Annotated in this window: 18 protein-coding genes; 13 read left to right on the top strand and 5 right to left on the bottom strand. The window is 64.2% G+C overall.

Features of this window, described 5'->3' with window-relative positions; all coding sequences use genetic code 11:
* Positions 1-55: 55 nt before the first annotated feature.
* Entirely contained in the window at positions 56-505 is a 450-nt protein-coding gene (locus NA11_RS44945; RefSeq protein ID WP_141717762.1) for a HEPN domain-containing protein, read from the bottom strand.
* Between the two features lie 45 nt (positions 506-550).
* Entirely contained in the window at positions 551-1,726 is a 1,176-nt protein-coding gene (locus NA11_RS44000; protein WP_167837702.1) for a DUF262 domain-containing protein, read from the bottom strand.
* A gap of 210 nt (positions 1,727-1,936) precedes the next feature.
* Here NA11_RS44000 and NA11_RS22200 point away from each other — a divergent pair, with 210 nt between their 5' ends.
* The 3 genes from NA11_RS22200 (at position 1,937) to NA11_RS22190 (ending at position 5,066) form a co-directional block, all read left to right on the top strand.
* On the top strand, positions 1,937-3,136 hold the full coding sequence (locus NA11_RS22200) for a restriction endonuclease (RefSeq protein ID WP_069163878.1): 1,200 nt from the start codon (positions 1,937-1,939) through the stop codon (positions 3,134-3,136).
* A gap of 265 nt (positions 3,137-3,401) precedes the next feature.
* Complete coding sequence (locus NA11_RS22195; protein WP_069163877.1) at positions 3,402-4,193, top strand: hypothetical protein; 792 nt, start codon at positions 3,402-3,404, stop codon at positions 4,191-4,193.
* Between the two features lie 165 nt (positions 4,194-4,358).
* Positions 4,359-5,066 carry an HNH endonuclease gene (locus NA11_RS22190; protein ID WP_084654927.1) on the top strand — a complete coding sequence of 236 codons (708 nt, stop codon included), beginning with the start codon at positions 4,359-4,361 and terminating at the stop codon, positions 5,064-5,066.
* Positions 5,067-5,182: 116 nt separating this feature from the next.
* Here NA11_RS22190 and NA11_RS22185 read toward each other — a convergent pair whose 3' ends face one another.
* Both NA11_RS22185 and NA11_RS22180 read right to left on the bottom strand, forming a co-directional pair.
* Positions 5,183-6,202, bottom strand: coding sequence for a Gfo/Idh/MocA family protein (locus NA11_RS22185; protein ID WP_141717761.1), 1,020 nt, complete (start codon positions 6,200-6,202; stop codon positions 5,183-5,185).
* Positions 6,203-6,259: 57 nt separating this feature from the next.
* A complete protein-coding gene (locus NA11_RS22180) occupies positions 6,260-7,264 on the bottom strand; it encodes a LacI family DNA-binding transcriptional regulator (protein ID WP_069163875.1) in 1,005 nt (334 codons plus the stop codon).
* Positions 7,265-7,526: 262 nt separating this feature from the next.
* Between NA11_RS22180 and NA11_RS22175 the strand changes: the two genes are divergently transcribed.
* The 10 genes from NA11_RS22175 (at position 7,527) to NA11_RS22130 (ending at position 17,025) form a co-directional block, all read left to right on the top strand.
* Complete coding sequence (locus NA11_RS22175; protein ID WP_069163874.1) at positions 7,527-8,435, top strand: TIM barrel protein; 909 nt, start codon at positions 7,527-7,529, stop codon at positions 8,433-8,435.
* 19 nt (positions 8,436-8,454) lie between these two features.
* A complete protein-coding gene (locus tag NA11_RS22170) occupies positions 8,455-9,447 on the top strand; it encodes a sugar ABC transporter substrate-binding protein (protein ID WP_069163873.1) in 993 nt (330 codons plus the stop codon).
* A gap of 17 nt (positions 9,448-9,464) precedes the next feature.
* Positions 9,465-10,517, top strand: a complete 1,053-nt coding sequence (locus NA11_RS22165) for an ABC transporter permease (RefSeq protein ID WP_069163872.1) — start codon at positions 9,465-9,467, stop codon at positions 10,515-10,517.
* Complete coding sequence (locus tag NA11_RS22160; protein ID WP_218023362.1) at positions 10,514-11,347, top strand: ATP-binding cassette domain-containing protein; 834 nt, start codon at positions 10,514-10,516, stop codon at positions 11,345-11,347. The genes NA11_RS22165 and NA11_RS22160 overlap by 4 nt, the downstream gene beginning before the upstream one ends.
* Positions 11,348-11,417: 70 nt before the next feature.
* Entirely contained in the window at positions 11,418-12,356 is a 939-nt protein-coding gene (gene iolC / locus NA11_RS22155) for a 5-dehydro-2-deoxygluconokinase (protein ID WP_069163871.1), read from the top strand.
* A gap of 55 nt (positions 12,357-12,411) precedes the next feature.
* Positions 12,412-13,320 (top strand): Cgl0159 family (beta/alpha)8-fold protein, encoded by a 909-nt coding sequence (locus tag NA11_RS22150; RefSeq protein ID WP_141717760.1) that lies wholly within the window; start codon positions 12,412-12,414, stop codon positions 13,318-13,320.
* Between the two features lie 34 nt (positions 13,321-13,354).
* Positions 13,355-14,242: a 5-deoxy-glucuronate isomerase gene (iolB, locus tag NA11_RS22145; protein WP_069163869.1), complete on the top strand. Its 888-nt coding sequence runs from the start codon at positions 13,355-13,357 to the stop codon at positions 14,240-14,242.
* A complete protein-coding gene (iolD, locus tag NA11_RS22140) occupies positions 14,239-16,089 on the top strand; it encodes a 3D-(3,5/4)-trihydroxycyclohexane-1,2-dione acylhydrolase (decyclizing) (protein ID WP_069163868.1) in 1,851 nt (616 codons plus the stop codon). The genes iolB and iolD overlap by 4 nt, the downstream gene beginning before the upstream one ends.
* Positions 16,090-16,249: 160 nt before the next feature.
* Complete coding sequence (locus NA11_RS22135; protein WP_069163867.1) at positions 16,250-16,678, top strand: putative immunity protein; 429 nt, start codon at positions 16,250-16,252, stop codon at positions 16,676-16,678.
* A 143-nt stretch (positions 16,679-16,821) separates the two neighbouring features.
* A complete protein-coding gene (locus tag NA11_RS22130; RefSeq protein WP_040708909.1) occupies positions 16,822-17,025 on the top strand; it encodes a cold-shock protein in 204 nt (67 codons plus the stop codon).
* A 72-nt stretch (positions 17,026-17,097) separates the two neighbouring features.
* On the opposite strand, the gene NA11_RS22125 is transcribed toward NA11_RS22130, so the two are convergent.
* Positions 17,098-17,742, bottom strand: a complete 645-nt coding sequence (locus NA11_RS22125; protein ID WP_069163866.1) for a dihydrofolate reductase family protein — start codon at positions 17,740-17,742, stop codon at positions 17,098-17,100.
* Positions 17,743-17,762: the final 20 nt, after the last annotated feature.

Here is a 17,762-nt window from a genome sequence, read left to right as displayed (position 1 = left end):
TAGGTTCGCTGTAGCTAATTCTCCTCATTTACTGCGGATAGACATGCGGATATTGTCAATCAATCATTCGTGCTAATACCCATTTATGCAAGTCGTCGATTAGCTCCTTGTACGAACTGATGCTAGCCAGGCTACCGCCATAGCTTCTACCATGTGCGGTATCGTTTCTGATTTTTATCAAGGTTCCAAGAGACGTACGATTGTTTTCGAGGTCGAGGAGCTGTCCCAGCTCGCTCACCCACTTGTCTCCAAATCTTTCAATTAGTTTCTCCAAGGCGCCTGGATTGAGATTCGGTGCATTTCTAAAGAAGGATAGCGTGAACTCGCGCGCGGCACTGTTTGAAGAGTCGGAAACGTAGGCGCATATTGCTTGATGGAGGAGCTGCTCCAAATAGCCGGATAGTCTTATGCAGATATACAAGTGTAGGTCTTGTTGGAGGGCAATGGGAATGTCGTGGAGAGAATCTGTGTACCGTTGGTAGGTTGCATCAAGTGCTGATTTCATACGATGAATCTCTACACGTGCAGTTTCTCTGCTAGTCGGCATGCTTCACCCTGTGAAAACCTGCAGTACCGAAGTCAATCTATCGCGCACACTGGACCTGTGTGAGGTGCTCTTTTGGGTACTTTCGATATATAGAGGGTCCAGTTCCAGTCTCTGCATTGCGTCGGCGACTCGAAGTGCGTCGAGGGAAGAATCTCGGCGAATGGCGAGAGTCAGACCTGCGAGAATGGAATCTGCTCGCGCTGCATTTATTGTCCTACTTCGTTTCAATGCGTCTTTCCCGTTTGCCTCAACAAGTAGACGGCATGCGGTAGCGAATTCGCTTATTTCTCGTGCCTGAATGCCTTCCGGCATCGTTGTATTCTCGTCGAGGAAATTGCTCATGAATGTGGCCATTGGAGGAGTGAAAGCTACGGCTCCCGCCTCCCCAATTTCTTGGATCTTTTCTGCAACTTGCTTCAGAGAGAGGTATCGCAGTATTAACTCCTGATCCCCGAGGTCGCGATGACGGGGACCGAAAAGTACGCGCCAGTTAGGATCGCTGTTCAGAGTGCGTACTAGTTCTGTGGCATCGCCAGGGAAGATGGCCACGCGTATTTGCTGGTCTTTGAGCTTGGTTCCGCCACTGTTAATTCTTTCGAATAGCGTATATATGGCGATCTTTCCGGCGTCGCCAACCGGAAGAGTAACAGTTGCTTGGATTAGTGCATTATTAAGAACTCGCCTATCGGTCCCCTCAAGGGTTTCGTAGCTCTTACCCTTGAAAGGGGGAGCTGCATATTCCAGTATGAACTCCCGAGAGCCACCCTTTGGGTTTTCTATCACGCCATCATAGAATGCGGCAAGTGTCGTCAGGCGCTGCTGACCATCGAGCACAAGGTATTGACGAGTGGCCAATTCGACCAGAAATATGCCCGGGACCGGGTATCCGAGAAGTACTGACTCTATAAAGCGGTCCATTTGGCGTTTTGTCCATACGAAATCTCGCTGGAACCCGAAATAGCCAGTGCTGCGGTTCTCGGGTTCTTCAGGGTCAAATCGGGGTACAATAAGCTCTTTGCGCCCAAAACGTCTCACCAGTCCTTCGACGTCAAAATCTACACCGAAATATCGCAGGGACTCTTCGGCGGATGGCGGGCCTAGAACAACCTCATCTTCATCCGTCTCGGGATCAAGTACTGGTGTCTCGTTTTCTTCGATGTTTGGGCTGGAGTCATCCAACGCTAGCGCCCTTTCTGGTTGTAGGCTACTTAGTCTTTCGGACAATCCAGGACCAGTCAAGCGAGGGCCCCGCACCGACGGTGAATGTTCTTCTACGATGGCATGATGCGAGCTTTCAATTCGCGCCATGCGCTTGTTCGCCACGAGTTGGCCAACTAACACGTGTGCCATGCTATGAAAGAGAAGTAGTTCAGTTTACGATGGTTGATCATGTTGGACGGTGATCAGGCGACAGCCTTCGCAGACCTGCCGACTGCAGATCTACATGTCGAGCGGCGCTACCTCGGTGGGACTCGGGGGACCAGCGGAGACGATCCGCTCGCTCGCCTCTTGCCCGTTGGGAATCAAGGTGGATTTCGCTACAAGGGTTCGGTGCGCAACGATTCGGTGAAACTGGCTGTGCTGTACACCAGCGGTGAAGAGCTCACGTGGCCAGACAGTCTCGACCCGGAGACCGGCATTTTCACCTACTTCGGTGACAACCGAAGGCCGGGAACCGAGCTGCACGATACGACACGTGCTGGGAACTTGCTGTTGCGCAATGCTTTCGAGCGCGCACACGGCTCAGCGGACGATCGTCTCAGAGTCCCGCCGTTCCTGTACTTCGAGAAGTCCGTACCGGGACGAGCTGTTCGGTTCCGCGGTCTGCTTGCTCCTGGCGCGGCGACGCTGACATCGGATGCGGACCTTTCCGCGATTTGGCGTAACGCCTCCGGCTCGCGATTCCAGAACTACCGCGCGTTCTTTACTGTGCTTGATGTTGGTGTCGTGCCGCGGGATTGGCTGGACGCGGTTCTGAGTGGAGCGCCCACCATCTCGGCTGGATGTCCCGAACCGTGGCGAGATTGGGTGGAAGGCCGTGTCTATCGTGCGCTCGTAGCCCCGCCGACGGTCACGATTCGAAGCAAGGCGGACCAGCTGCCCAGCGACCCCACTGGGCGGGCGATCCTGCAGACCATTCGCGACTACTTCAGCACCAGGCCAACAGATTTCGAAGCCTGTGCCGTCGAGGTCTGGCGCCTCATGGCGCCATCGACCGGTAGCTGTACGGTGACGTCGCCGAGTCGAGACGGCGGGCGTGACGCTATCGGTCAGTACCTACTTGGTCCTAATGCGGACAAGGTCTCGGTCGAGTTCGCGCTCGAAGCGAAGTGTTACGGCCAAGACAGCGGTGTCGGTGTTAGGGAGATGAGTCGCTTGATCTCCAGGATTCGACATCGACAGTTTGGGGTGTTCGTGACACTGTCGTACTTCAATCGGCAGGTATACGACGAGGTGCGGACCGATGGCCATCCGATAGCGATGGTATGCGGCAGGGACGTCGTGGATGTGTTGCGTGACAACGGCTTCAGTGATCGGGCTGCCGTTCAAGCATGGCTCAACAGCCGGTTTCCGGGTGTGACGGATTGATAGTCTGGAGGCCTGCACGGTTGAAGGACGAAGTCCCGCAGTAGCTGGCAATGAGCGGTGTGATCGCTTGGTGACAGTTGTTCGAACGGCCAGGGTTCATCTGCAAGCATCTTGTTTCTGACGATTGTTCACCGTCGTCGAGCGGCCACGTAGCTCACGTTCGATTGGGGACACGGGTGGTACCGCGGGATGTGTCAGACCTATGTCATAGCTTGTGTCCAAGTGGTTCGGACGAACAGAACCTCTGGTCTGAGTGGTTGGTCAAATGAGCACAAGCATCAATGGGGTCGAGGTCGCGCGGTTCTTCGCATCGGGAGGTGACGCAAGGAGACTACTGGACCGGTGGAAGAGTCGGGAGGGACTCGAGTTCGTCGCCGAGCAAGTCCTTGGCCACGTGAGCTCAACTGTGCACACGATCGGTTCTGATGAGATTGCGCAACTGTCGACTACTCATCCTCTCGGCAAGATAGGTCCAGAAGTTGGCTACGCGATTGCACTCATCAAGAACTGGTACCCGGACTTCGCCTTCACTCACTTGTTCCATTTCTGCCTGGAGGAGCTAGGCAGGATCTTCAGTATCGATGAGTTCCGCGAATGGAGCAGTACGGGCGCCGCGCGGGCATGGCTCTGGGAGCCTGCTCAAGTGATGCTTCAGCGGGCAGAAGCTCAAGGGCACTCCCGCGACGCAGCTCGTGACGCGATGCAATGGCGTATCGGCCTGTTCTACTACTCCTTCTTGCGCGAGATCTACGCGGTTGCATCCCTTCGCGAACGTGGACTGTCTATGCTCAGTCACCCTCTGGCTGACGCTTTGTTCCGGGTTGATACGTGGTGCGGCAATACCGTTGTCGAGCTGTTCATCAGCAACAGTGAGTTCAAGAGTGGTAGCAGGGGTAGGAAGAAGACGCCCGCGGACTTCCTTCGCCCTGGTCAGCCTCAGTTCCGCTTCGTACGTCTAGAGATGGAGAAGCGTCACGTTTGGGGGCAAGTGCATCTCCCCAGTGCGGAGGAGATCGATCGGTGCGCGCAGGCGATCCGGGCGAGTCGCTTGGCCTGACGGATCTGGGCTAGCAGCCTACTCGCCGGGCGTTGCCGAATGTCGCCGAACGTTGCCGGACGTGCGCCAGGCATGCTACAAATCTCTGGCTGGTGAGTCCTCTGCCGACATGGACTCGAGCATGATATTGCGCGTTATGCAATCGATGTGGATTGAAGGAGTGAGATGACGACTGATCGACCTTTGTCATCAGGACGACGTGTGGCGGCGTTCATTGCGAGTGTCGGAGAGGGAAACCGCTTTACGAAGATGGAGCTGTTCGAGGCCGTCCCAGGCGTCGCCCAAGCAGATCGCCGGATGCGGGATCTGCGGGAAATGGGCTGGCAGATCGACAACTACAAGATCAATCCCAACCTGTCGCCGGATCAGTATCTGCTACGGAAGGTGGGAATCCGTATAGATCGAGGAGAGAGGCGTCCTGCGACCGCGCGTCGCGGCATTACAGGGGCGAAACGTCGCCGCATCCTCGAACGTGACGGCCGAGCATGCCAGGTCTGCGGCATTGCGGCTGGCCATGCATTCCCCGATGAACCGAGCCGAACCGCGACACTGACAATCGGGCATGTGATTCCCAGGGAGCGTGGAGGGTCGGATAACGACGAGAACCTTCGGGCGGAATGCCAGCGGTGTAACGATGAGGCTCGTGATGTCACAGTTAACCCGCCGGACCCCGAGGAGGTGTTCACTGCGGCTCGAAATGTGAAGGGCGGTCTGAAGAAAAAGGCTGAGCTCTATGGATGGATGCTGGCGGGGCGGCGCGAGCTCGGCGACGTAGAGCGCATCTTTCTCGACTGGTCAAAGCTTCCTATCGAGCAGCGGCGAGACGTAAGGGACAGGCTTGGGCTGGAAGTAGTTAAGGACTCCACCAAGTGATCTCCGAAGCATCGTCAGGCGGACGGCTCCGAGTCGCTCCTCCATCTACTCCGATGATCAGTGGCAATCTTTGATATTTGAGCGAGTCGCGGAAGTCGCGGCTCCGGCGGCTCCGGCTAGCGGCGGACTTCGGTGATTTGGACTGGCCGGCGTTCGGCGCGAGAGAGTTCGCAGGCTTCGGCAACATAGAAGGCTTCGAGGGCATCGGCTGGACTGCAGGGGTTTTCGAGGGTGCCGGTGACTACGGAGACGAAGGCGACTAGTTCTTCGGTGTAGGCGTTGCGGAAGCGGTCCATGAAGCCGGGGTAGGCGGGGTAGGGGGAGGTGGGGTAGTCGGGTTCGACGGAGGTGAGGGGGGAGCGGTCGTCGAGGCCGACGATGGCGTTGGCTTTGGAGCCCAACGCTTCGAGGCGGACGTCGTATCCTGAACCGTTGTAGCGGGTGAGGGAGACGGTGGCGAGGGTGTTGTCGTCCAGGCGGAGCGATACTGCGGCGGTGTCGACGTCGCCGGCGTCGACGAAGAACCGTTCTCCTCGGTTCGCGCCGGTCGTGTAGACCTCGACCACCTCGCGGCCGGTGACCCAGCGGATGATGTCGAAATCGTGGACGCCGCAGTCGCGGAAGATGCCGCCGGAGCGAGGGATGTATTCGGCGGGCGGGGGAGCCGGGTCGAGGGTGGTCGCTCGGAGCGTGTGCAGCCAACCGAGCGAGCCGGAGGCGACGGCAGCGCGGGCAGCGCGATACCCCGCGTCGAAGCGGCGTTGGAAGCCGATTTGTACTGGCACCGAAGAGGATTGGATGTGGTCGAGGACGGCGAGTGTGCCGTCGATGTCGGCAGCCACCGGCTTTTCGCAGAAGACGGGCAGGCCGGCGTCCACCGCCCGAATGATCAGTTCGGGATGCGAGTCGGTGGCGGTGGCGATGATGATGCCGTCGAGGTCCGCGGCGAACAGCGCATCGAGGTCGGGTGCGAATTCGACCTCGAGTTTGGTGGCGGTGGTGCGGGCGCGTTCGGCATCAGCGTCGGCGACGATGACGTTGGCGACGTTGGGGAGGTTTTTGAGGGTTTCGGCGTGGGCGGTGCCGATGCGGCCGGTGCCTGCCAGGCCCAGGGTGACGGCTTTGTGGGATGTCATCGGGTCTCCTCCTGGTGAAAAAGCTACTTGTGGTGGGGATTTCACGTGTGCGCGCGGTCAGTTGCGCGGGGCGCCGGTCGTCGCGCGGACGACGAGGGAAGGTTCGAGGCGGCGCCGGATGGGGTCGGTGCGGTCTTCGCGGAGGCGTTCGACCAGTGCGTCGATAGCCAAGCGGCCCATCTGGATTCGGGGCTGGTCGATGGTGGTGAGGGAGACGTGACGCAGGGCGGCGAGTGAGGTGTTGTCGTAGCCGACTATCGAAACGTCTTCCGGTACGCGCAGACCCACTTCTTCCAGTGCGGACATGGCGCCGACGGCGTTGAAGTCGTTGCCGCATACCAGCGCGGTGGGGAAGTTGTTGCGGGTGAAGAGGTTGAGGAGCTTCTGCACCGCGGCCATGCCAGCGGAGTCGGTGTGCTCGCTCGGGATGATCATGGGCTCCAACGCATGTCGCTCCATGGCGGCCCGGTAGCCCTTGCGGCGGGGCGCGGAGGTGAAGGCGGCGCCGCCGTCGAGGTGCACGATCCGCCGATGGCCGAGGGACACCAGGTGATCGACGGCCAGGCCTGCGCCGACTTCGCCGTCGTCGTTGACGGTGTCGACCTCGGTGATCGTGGACGACCGGGAGACCAGCACGACCGGAGCCTGTTGTGCCGCATCGCGAATCGCGGCGGCGGGCAGGATCGGGGAGAGCAGGATGACGCCGCCTGGACGGAAGGACAGCAGGCTTTCGAGGGCGGTGCGTTCGCGGGCGGCGCTGCGGCGGCCGGTGTTGAGGATGAGTTCGAGGCCGGATTCCTGTGCGGCCGTGTCCATTCCCTCGACGACGTCGGCGAAGAAGGCGTTGCGCAGGTCGGAGACCATGACGCCGACGATGTTGGAGGTTCGGCTGGCCAGCGAGCGCGCCATGATGTGCGGCTGGTAGCCGAGGTCTTTGGCGGCCTCGAGCACGGCGCGGCGGCGATGGTCGCTCACCTTGGGTGAGTTGCGCATGACGAGGGAGACGAGGGCGCGGGAGACGCCTGCGCGTTCGGCGACGTCTTCCATGGTCGGTCGCCCCATGTCGCCTCCGTTCCGCGTTCGTCGATCTGTGCCGTGTCGGACGTTACAAGGTTGGCGCGCGCTAATCAATAGAGCGCTCTAATCAGACATTGTCCCGATAGGAGTTTCCGAAGTTTTGCCTGGAAAACGGCATATTACCTGGTAGTAGCCATATATCCAGCAAAGGACAACCTCTTGACACACTATGACCCACGTTACATAGTTGGAGCGCTCCAATCGCTTGGAGCGCTCCAACTCGACATCGAAGGTCGGAGAAGTCCTGATGACCGAACCGCTCTACCCGCCGCTCGATTCGCTTCGCATCGCGGCCGCACCAATCTCCTGGGGAGTCTGCGAAGTTCCCGGCTGGGGTCACGTACTCGACGCACACACCGTGCTGTCGGAGATGGCCGCGCTCGGCCTCTCCGCGACCGAGCTCGGACCGCCCGGCTATCTGCCGCGCGACCCGGACGAGTTGCGCGCGCTGTTGGGGACGTTCGGGATCGGCTCGGTGGGCGGCTTCCTGGCGATGGTGCTGCATGCTGAGCCGGAAGCCGCGCTGGCCGAGGCGAAAGAGGCCGCCGCGCTGTACGCCGCGACCGGCGGTGATGTGCTGGTGCTTGCGGCCGCCACCGGACTCGCCGGATATGACGCGCGTCCACAACTCAGCGACACCGAATGGCGCACCCTGATCGACACCGCGGCCGCGATCCGCGACATCGCCGAGACATTCGGCTTGCGCACGGTGCTGCACCCGCATGTCGGCACGCAGGTGGAGAGCGAGGCGGAAGTCGAACGCTTCCTTGCCGATTCGGATCTCGACCTCTGCTTGGACACCGGACACCTGCTGATCGGCGGCACCGACCCGGTGCGGCTGGCCGAGCGACACTCCGCCCGGATCGGGCACATCCACCTCAAAGACGTGCGCAGCGCGCTCGCCGACGAAGTGCGCGGCGGCAGGCTGGAATACAGCGAGGCGGTGCGCCGCGGGTTGTATGTGCCGCTTGGCGAGGGGGATGTCGACATCGCCGCGCTGGTGCAGTGCATGAACGCCGCAGGCTACCGCGGATGGTATGTGATGGAGCAGGACACCGCGCTGCAGCCAACCGACTCAGCAGAGTTGCCGAGTCGCAACACCGAACGCAGCCTGCGTCACCTGGCCGGTCTCGCACCGGCCGCCGCACGAAACTAGTTGGGAAGTGATGACAACGATGTCTCTTCGACCTCAACGCGGGACAAGGTGGCGTCGGCTGCTGCCTTGGCTCGCCGTTGCCGCCGTCCTCACCGCATGTAGCGGGCCGGGAGCGGACGCGCCCGCACCGACGGAATCCCCGGTTGCCGCAGGCAAATTGAGTTCAGTCGCCGTCGTGACGCACGGCAGCCCTGGTGACGCCTTCTGGAACGTCGTCAAGAACGGCGCCGAGGCGGCGGGCAAGGACCTCGGCGTCCGGGTCGAGTACAACTCGTCCGGTGATCCCGGCCAGCAGGCGAAGCTGATCGACAACGCGGTGGCGCAGGGCGTCGACGGGCTTGTCGTCTCGATGGCCAACCCGGACGCACTGCGGGTGTCGATCGAAAAGGCGATCAGGGCAGGCATTCCGGTGGTGACCATCAACTCCGGCGAGGACGAGAGCGTCAAGCTGCACGCCGTCGGCCATGTCGGACAGAGCGAGGGACTGGCCGGTCAGGCCGCAGGCAAGCGGCTCGCCGCGGCGAAGAAGACCAAGATGCTCTGCGTCATCCACGAAGCCGGAAACATCGGCGCCAACCAGCGTTGTGAAGGCGCGAGTAAGGCTTTCGGCAACGCGACCACGCTGCAGGTGGACATCAACAACCCGACCGACGCCCAGTCCAGGATCAAGGGCGCCCTGGAAGCCGACCGTTCCATCGACGCGGTGCTCACCCTCAACTCGCAGGTCGCGGCGCGGGCCGTGGACGCCGTGCAGGAATCCCGTTCCGCCGCAACGGTTGCGACCTTCGACCTCAACACGGATGTCGTCGACGCCATCCGCGCGGGCAAGCTGCTGTTCGCGGTCGACCAGCAGCAGTACCAGCAGGGCTATCTGCCGGTGGTGCTGTTGCAGGCCTATCGGACGAACCTGAACACCGTCGGTGGTGGCATGCCGGTGCAGACAGGTCCGGCCTTCGTCGACAAGAGCAACGTCGATGCCGTCGCCGCGCTCGTCGCGCAGGGCACGCGCTGAGGTCAGGAGTGGATGAAATGACTGTTACCACAAAGACACCCGAGGCCGCGCCGGCCTCGCAGCCGGAAGGGCCGACGCTGTGGCAGCGCATGGTCGTCCGGCCGGAGATCGGTGCCGCGCTCGGCGCGCTGCTCGTTTTCGTGTTCTTCTCGATCATCACCGACCGCTTCCTGAGCCCGCTTGGCGTCGCGACGTGGCTGGACGATTCGTCAACGCTCGGCATCATGGCGGTCGCGGTGGCACTGCTGATGATCGGCGGTGAATTCGACCTGTCGGCCGGTGTGATGACCGCGTCGACCGCGCTGGTCACCGCGCTGCTCGCGGTGCACGCGGGCTGGAACGTCTGGTTCGCGCTGCTGGCCTCGCTGGTGCTCGCGCTGGCGGTCGGCGCGTTCAACGGGTGGCTCGTGATGCGCACGGGCTTGCCGAGTTTCATCGTCACGCTCGGCACTTTCCTTGCGCTGCAGGGCCTGAACCTCGGCGTGACCCGCCTGGTCACCGGAACCGTTCAGGTGTCGGGCATTCGGAGCGCGGACGGCTACAACTCGGCAGGCTGGGTGTTCGCCTCGACTTTGAACATCGGTGACGCCCGTATCCAGGCCTCGGTCATCTGGTGGATCGTGCTGACGATCATCGCGGCGATCGTCCTGGTGCGCACCAGGTTCGGCAACTGGATCTTCGCGGTGGGCGGCGCGCTGCCGAACGCACGGGCCGTCGGCGTGCCCGCGGACCGGACGAAGATCGTGCTCTTCATGACCACGGCCTTCGCCGGTTGGGTCGTCGGCTCCTGCGGCATCTTGCGGTTCACCAGCGTGCAGGCGAATCAGGGTGTCGGACTGGAGCTGCACTACATCATTGCCGCCGTCGTCGGTGGCTGCCTGCTGACCGGTGGCTTCGGGTCGGCGATCGGCGCGGCGATCGGTGCGCTGATCTTCGGTATGGCACGGCAGGGCATCGTGTTCGCGCGCTGGGACAGCGACTGGTTCATGCTGTTCCTCGGCGTGTTGCTGCTCGCCGCGGTGCTGGTCAACAACAGATTCCAGAAGCGAGCCGAAAGGGTACGCCGATGAGCACAGCGTCGCAGAGCGATTCGACGAGTGGCGGCCGGGCGGCGAGTGGACAAATCCCACTCATCGAGGCCATCGGCGTCGGCAAGAGTTACGGCGGAGTCGTTGCGCTACAAGACGTGTCGACCGTGGTGAACGCGGGCCAGGTCACGTGCATCCTCGGCGACAACGGCGCGGGCAAGTCGACTCTCATCAAGATCTTGGCGGGCGTGCACCAGCACGATCGCGGTGAACTGAAGATCGACGGCCAGCCGGTCCGATTGTCTTCGCCGCGTGCGGCTTTGGACCACGGCATTGCGACGGTCTATCAAGACCTTGCGGTGGTGCCGCTGATGAGCGTCTGGCGCAACTTCGTCCTCGGCTCGGAGCCGACGGTCGGCTTCGGACCGCTCCGCCTGCTCGACCGCGCCAAGGGCCGCGAGATCGCCCGGCAAGGGCTGGTGGACATGGGCATTGATATCCGCGACATGGAGCAGCCGGTCGGCACGCTGTCCGGCGGCCAGCGCCAGTGCGTCGCCATCGCGCGTGCGGTGCACTACGGCGCCAAGGTGCTGATCTTGGACGAGCCGACCGCCGCACTCGGCGTGAAGCAGGCCGGTGTGGTGCTGAAATACGTGGTGCAGGCGCGTGATCGCGGCCTCGGGGTCATTCTGATCACCCACAACCCACACCACGCCTTCCCGGTCGGTGACCGCTTCCTGTTGCTCAAGCGCGGCACGATGCTCGGTTCGTACGAGAAGTCGGAGATCGACCTGCCCGAGCTCACCAGGCAGATGGCGGGCGGCGCCGAGCTCGACGCATTGCAGCACGAGCTACAGCGGGTGGTGTCGTGATCGGCTCCCGCGCACTGACTCTCCGACCACATCGACGATCAAGCCCATGGAAGCGACGAGAGGCGTTGCGATGACCGACGTGGAAGCGCTGACGATCGGCCGGGTCGGTGTCGATCTGTACCCGCAGCAGAGCGGCGTCGGGCTCGCCGACGTCGAGTCGTTCGCGAAGTCCCTCGGCGGCACCGCAACCAATGTCGCGGTGGCGGCCGCCCGGCTCGGCCGCCGCAGCGCGGTGCTGACCAAGGTCGGCCCGGACGGCTTCGGCGACTACGTGCGAACAGCGTTGGCGGACTTCGGTGTTGACGCGCAGTTCGTGACCACCGCGCCGGATCTGCTGACGCCCGTGGTCTTCTGTGAACTGAACCCACCCGCCGATCCGCCACTGCTGTTCTACCGGGCGCCGATCGCACCCGACCTCACCCTCACCGAGGACGAGGTCCCGTGGGATCTGGTGGATGCGGTTCCGCTGCTGTGGGTTACGGGCACGGGGGTGAGCGCGGAGCCAGGTCGCGCCACCCAGCGCACCATCCTCGAACGCCGGGCCAGGCGCGGACACACCGTGCTCGATCTCGACTACCGGCCGATGTTCTGGCCGGATGTCGAGACCGCCCGCGCCGAGATCGGCTGGATGGTCGATCACGTCAACGTCGTCGTCGGCAACCGCACCGAGGTCCAAGTAGCGGTCGGCACCGCCGATCCCGACGAGGCCGCCGATCGGCTGCTGGCGCGCGGGGTGCGCCTCGCGGTGATCAAGCGCGGCGCCGAGGGTGTTCTCGTCGCCACCGAATACGAACGCTGGACGGTCCCGCCGTGCCGCGTCGACGTGGTCTGCGGGCTCGGCGCCGGTGACGGATTCGGCGGCGCGCTGATCCACGGCCTGCTGTCGGACTGGGAGCCGCACCGCATCGCCACCTACGCCAATGCCGCAGGCGCGCTGGTGGCGTCCCGGCTGGCCTGCGCGGACGCGATGCCGACGGATGCCGAGATCGAGGAATTGCTGTGTCGCTGAAGCGAAGAGCGAACGCGAAACTGGAGGAGCTGGTGCAGGTGGAGGAGCGGGTGCAATGGGAGGTACGACGGTGTATTTGACCGACGAACGCTGGCGTGAACTACTGCGTGTCCGCGCGACGGACCCGGCTGCGGTCGAGCGGGCATACGCGAAACGCGTGCGCCGCCCGAACCTGTTGGCGGACAAGCAGACCCTGTTCCTGGTCGCCGCGGACCACCCGGCCCGCGGCGCCCTCGGCGTCGGCTCCGACCTGACCGCGATGGCGGACCGCCGCACCCTGCTGGAGCGGCTGCTGATCGCGCTGGCCCACCCGGACGTGGACGGTGTCCTCGGCTCACCCGACGTGGTCGAGGAGCTGCTGCTGCTGGACGCGCTGGACGACAAGGTCGTCATCGGCTCGATGAACCGCGGCGGCCTGGCGGGCGCCGAATGGGAGATCGATGACCGCTTCACCGGCTACGACGCGGACTCCCTCGCACGTTTCCGCCTGGACGGCGGCAAAATGCTGCTGCGCCTGGTCGATTCCGACGCGGGCACGGTCCCGACCCTGCAGGCCTGCGCGCAAGCGGTCTCCGAACTCGCGGCCAACGGCTTGATGGCGATGGTCGAACCTTTGCCGTATCACCGCGACGAATCCGGCACCCTGGTCATGAGCAAGGACGCGCCGTCGCTGTCCCGCGCTATCACGGTGGCCTCCGGCCTCGGCGTCACGTCTGCCTATACGTGGCTGAAAATCCCAGCCCCACAAGATATTTCCGTCCTCGACGCGACGACGCTGCCGGTCGTGGTACTCGGCGGTGCACCTTCCGGCGACCCGACAGCCGACCTCGCGTTCTGGGACGGCGCCCTCGGCCACGAGGTGGTTCGCGGCCTGGTCGTCGGCCGCACCCTGCTCTATCCGCCGGACGGCGACGTCGCCGCCGCAGTGGATGCTGCGGCCAAGATGCTGAGCGAGGCTCGATGAGCCGGCGCGACACACCTGCCCAGGACGGGTCCCGATGAAACTGCACCGACCACACGGAAGCCTTCGCGAGCACGATGATCCGATCCGGCTCACCCCGGAGGACGCGGGATGGACCTACACCGGCTTGCGGGTACTGACCCTGCGGGCCGGAACATCCCGGACCATCCACACCGGCGAGTTCGAAGCCTTCGTCCTGCCCCTCGCCGGAGCATGCGCGGTCCGCGTGGACGGCATGACCTTCGAATTGTCCGGCCGGGACTCGGTATTCACCCGCGTCACCGACTTCGCCTACGTCCCTCGCGACGCCGAGGTCGAGCTCACCGCGACCGGCGACCTGGAACTCGCCCTCCCCATGGCCCGTTGCACGAACCGCCTCGCCCCCAAATACGGCCCCGCCGATCAGATTCCGGTCGACACCCGAGGCGCGGGCCGAGCCACCCGCCAGGTCACCAACTTCGGCGTCCCCGGCGTCTGGGACCACGCCGACAAACTCAACGCCTGCGAGCTGATCACCCCGGACGGCAACTGGTCTTCCTACCCGCCGCACAAGCACGACACGGCGAGCGACTGCGAGGTCGTCAACGAGGAGATCTACTACTTCCGTATCGCGGGCCGCGACGGAATCACCCCGTCCCGCGAGGGTTTCGGCATGCACCGGACCTACACCGCCGACGGCACGCTCGACGAGAACGTCGCGGTGCGCGACGGCGACGTCTTCCTGGTCCCGCAGGGCTATCACGGACCGTGCATCGCCGCACCGGGCTACCCGATGTATTACCTCAACGTGCTTGCGGGCCCCGCGCCGGAGCGCTCGATGGCCTTCTGCGATGACCCGGCGCACAGTTGGGTGCGCGGCAGCTGGGACGGCGAAACTCCCGATCCGCGTTGCCCGGTCACCAATCACGAAGGACGGATCGGATGAAACTGACCGCGGCGCAGGCGCTGGTGGCCTGGCTGATCGCCCAGCGCTCGGAGACCATCGACGGCCGCGAAGTGCCGTTGTTCCCTGCTGTTTTCGGCATCTTCGGGCACGGCAACGTGCTCGGTCTCGGCACCGCCCTGCAGGAGCGGCGCGACGAGATCCCGGTCTGGCGTGGGCATACCGAGCAGGGCATGGCGTTGGCCGCCGTCGGGTACGCGAAGGCGACTCATCGACGACAGGTCGGCGTCGCCACCTCCTCGATCGGCCCCGGCGCGCTGAACATGGTGACCGCCGCCGGCGTCGCACACGCGAATCGCCTTCCGCTGCTGCTGCTTCCGGGTGACACCTTCACTACCCGCGCCCCCGACCCGGTGCTCCAGCAGGTCGAGCATTTCGGTGACGCGACCGCAACGGTCAACGACGCGTTCCGCGCGGTGAGCCGCTACTTCGACCGGATCACTCGCCCGGAACAGCTGATTTCCACACTCCCACAAGCAGTTCGAGTGCTCACCGACCCGGCCGAGGCAGGCCCGGTGACCCTGGCCCTGCCGCAGGATGTGCAGGCCGAGACCTACGATTTCCCGGACGCGCTGTTCGAGCCGGTAGTCCACCGTGTCCTGCGCCCCAGGCCGGACAAGCGTTCTCTCGAAGACGCCGCCGCGGCACTGCGCACCTCCATCAGGCCGCTACTGGTGCTCGGCGGCGGCGTCCGCTATTCCGGCGCGGGCCGGACGGTCTTGGAATTCGCTGAACGCCACGGCATTCCGGTTGTCGAGACCACGGCGGGCCGCACCCTGGTACCGCACGAACACCCGCTCAACGCAGGCCCGCTCGGCGTCACCGGCTCGACATCGGCGAACACGATGGCCGCCGAAGCCGACCTGGTGCTCGCGGTCGGCACCCGACTGCAAGACTTCACCACCGCCTCGTGGACCGTCTTTCCCGCCGACGTTCGCCTGATCACCATCAACACCGCACGATTCGACGCGGTCAAACACGGCGCTCTCGCGATAGTCGGCGACGCCGACGCAACAATCCACGACCTGACCGACCACCTCCCGCCATGGCGAGCCGACCCCGAATGGACCGCCCGGGCCTCGGCCCAGCGCAGCACCTGGGACGCGCACATCGACAAACTGCGCGCCCACACCCCGGGCACTCCCACGTACGCCCAGGTCGTCGGCGTCGTCAATGACCTCAGCGGGCCGAACGACTACGTGATGACCGCCTCGGGCGGCATGCCCGGCGAACTCATCGGCGGCTGGCGCGCCACCGGTGGCGCGCCGACCATGGACGTCGAATACGGATTCTCCTGCATGGGTTATGAACTCGCAGGCGCCTGGGGCGCGGCCATGGCCCACACCGACGGCCTGGTCACCACGATGCTCGGCGACGGCTCCTATCTGATGCTGAACTCCGAACTGTTCTCGGCGGCCTTCGCCGGTCACCCGTTCGTCGCGGTGGTCTGCGACAACGACGGCTACGCGGTGATCGCGCGCCTGCAAGAAGGCCAAGGTGGTGCGCCGCTCAACAACTTCTACGCCGACTGCCGCACCACCCACCCCGAGCCGCCTCGGGTGGACTTCGCCGCCAGCGCCCGCGCGCTCGGCTGCGCCGTCGTCACCGCCACCGACCTCGACGAGGTGCGCGAGGCCTACGCTCGCGCGCGGGACCTCGCGATCCGTGAGTCCCGGCCCGCCGTGCTTGTGGTGCGCACCCAGCCGTCGTCCTGGACGGAGGCCGGCGCCTGGTGGGAGGTCGGCGTCCCCGCACACCTGTCCGGCCGCACCGGCTACGACGAGGCGAAGCCGCGACAGGTGCGCTACCTCGGGCGCGACCGTCGATAGAAAACCAGGGCTGCGCGTCCCGCCGGAAAGTCGTAGGATGACTTAGTGCGCTGGTAGCGATGGCCATGCGGCACAAGCCAACTGGTAGCGGTCGAGCAGCAGCGAGCGCCTCGCCGAGAAGGAGAACGCCCGTGCGGACCGAGGCGAGCAGGGCGGTCCGATGACAACCGACCGCGGCGATCACGCCGCGCTCGCGCTGTGGGCGGCCGCGTGCGCGGAGCACGTGCTCCCGCTGTTCGAACGTGAGCGGCCCGACGACGCACGACCGCGCGCGGCGATCGAGGCCGTTCGGGCCTGGGCGCGCGGCGAGCTGAGCGTGGGGGAAGCGCGGATGGCGGCCTTCGACGCACACGAGTCGGCTCGGCTGGAAAAAGACGCGAGCGCCTACGCCGCGCGCTCGGCCGGGCACGCGGCGTCCACCGCCCACCTGTGCGCGCACGCGGTGCACGCGGCGACCTATGCGGTGAAGGCGGCGCAGGCTTATTCGTCGGAGGGGGAGCGCGAGCGCGCTTGGCAAGAATCCCAGCTGTCTGAACGTCTGTTTCGGGTGGTTTTCCCGGATCAGCGCCTGTCAGAGCATGGGAGGTGAGGTTCGAAGCCCCCGGCAAGCGTTGGCTTGCTCACAGTTGGCGGGGCTATTGGTGGCTGAATTCGTCGGATCATGGCATCGTTGATCTACGAGACCAGGGCATTCCATTTGCCAGAATCTGGCTCGTCTACAGAAGGTATGAAATGGCTCAGGGTGTAGTTAAGTGGTTCAACAGCGAGAAGGGCTTCGGCTTCATCGCGCAAGACGGCGGAGGCCCCGACGTCTTCGTGCACTACTCGGCCGTTAGCGGCTCGGGTTTCCGGTCCCTCGACGAGGGGCAGCGCGTGGAGTTCGAGATCGGCCAGGGCCAGAAGGGCCCGCAGGCGCAGGACGTTCGCGTCCTCTGATCTGGATCGCTCCCAAGCTTTCTTGGAAAGCCCCACACCGGCATGGTGCGGGGCTTTTCCCGTTTCCGGGGACTATGCGGTGCGGGTGAAGCGCAGGTGGGTGACCGAGGGGGAGCGGACCACCGACGAGACCGCGTAGCCGGGCAGCGTGCCGAGGTCGTCGTAGAGGCGGGCGCCGCCGCCGAGCAGGAGCGGCACGACGGCCAGGTGCATCTCGTCCACCAATCCCGCGAGCAGAAACTGCCGCACCGCGGCCGCGCCGCCGCCGAGCCGGACATCCTTGCCGTCCGCGGCCTTGAATGCCTGCTGCAGCACCGCCTCTGGAGTGTCGTTCACGAAGTGGAACGTGGTGCCGCCCTTCATCGGCAGTGACGGCCGCGCATGGTGGGTCAACACGAACGTGTCGTGGTGGTAGGGCGGGTTGTCGCCCCACCAGCCCTGCCATTCCTCGTCCTGCCACGGCCCACGGATCGGACCGAACATGTTGCGGCCCATGATGGTTGCGCCGAACCCGACGTTGCCCGCGGCCATGAAGTCGTCGTCGACGCCGGTCGCGCCGCCGTCGGTGCCCACGTATCCGTGCCAGGTCTTCGTCGCGAAACACCACTCGTGCAGGCTTTCACCGCCTTCGCCGAGCGGGTTGTCCGGACCTTGGTTCGGGCCTGCGACGTAGCCGTCCAGTGAGATCGACAAGTTGCGGACGAGGAGTTTCGACATGATGGTGTCCTTTTCTCTAC

The organism is Nocardia altamirensis NBRC 108246 (assembly GCF_001612685.1).
GTDB classification, from domain to species: domain Bacteria; phylum Actinomycetota; class Actinomycetes; order Mycobacteriales; family Mycobacteriaceae; genus Nocardia; species Nocardia altamirensis.
The sequence above is the reverse complement of the archived record's forward strand: the minus strand, read 5'-3'. Positions and strand labels throughout refer to the sequence as shown.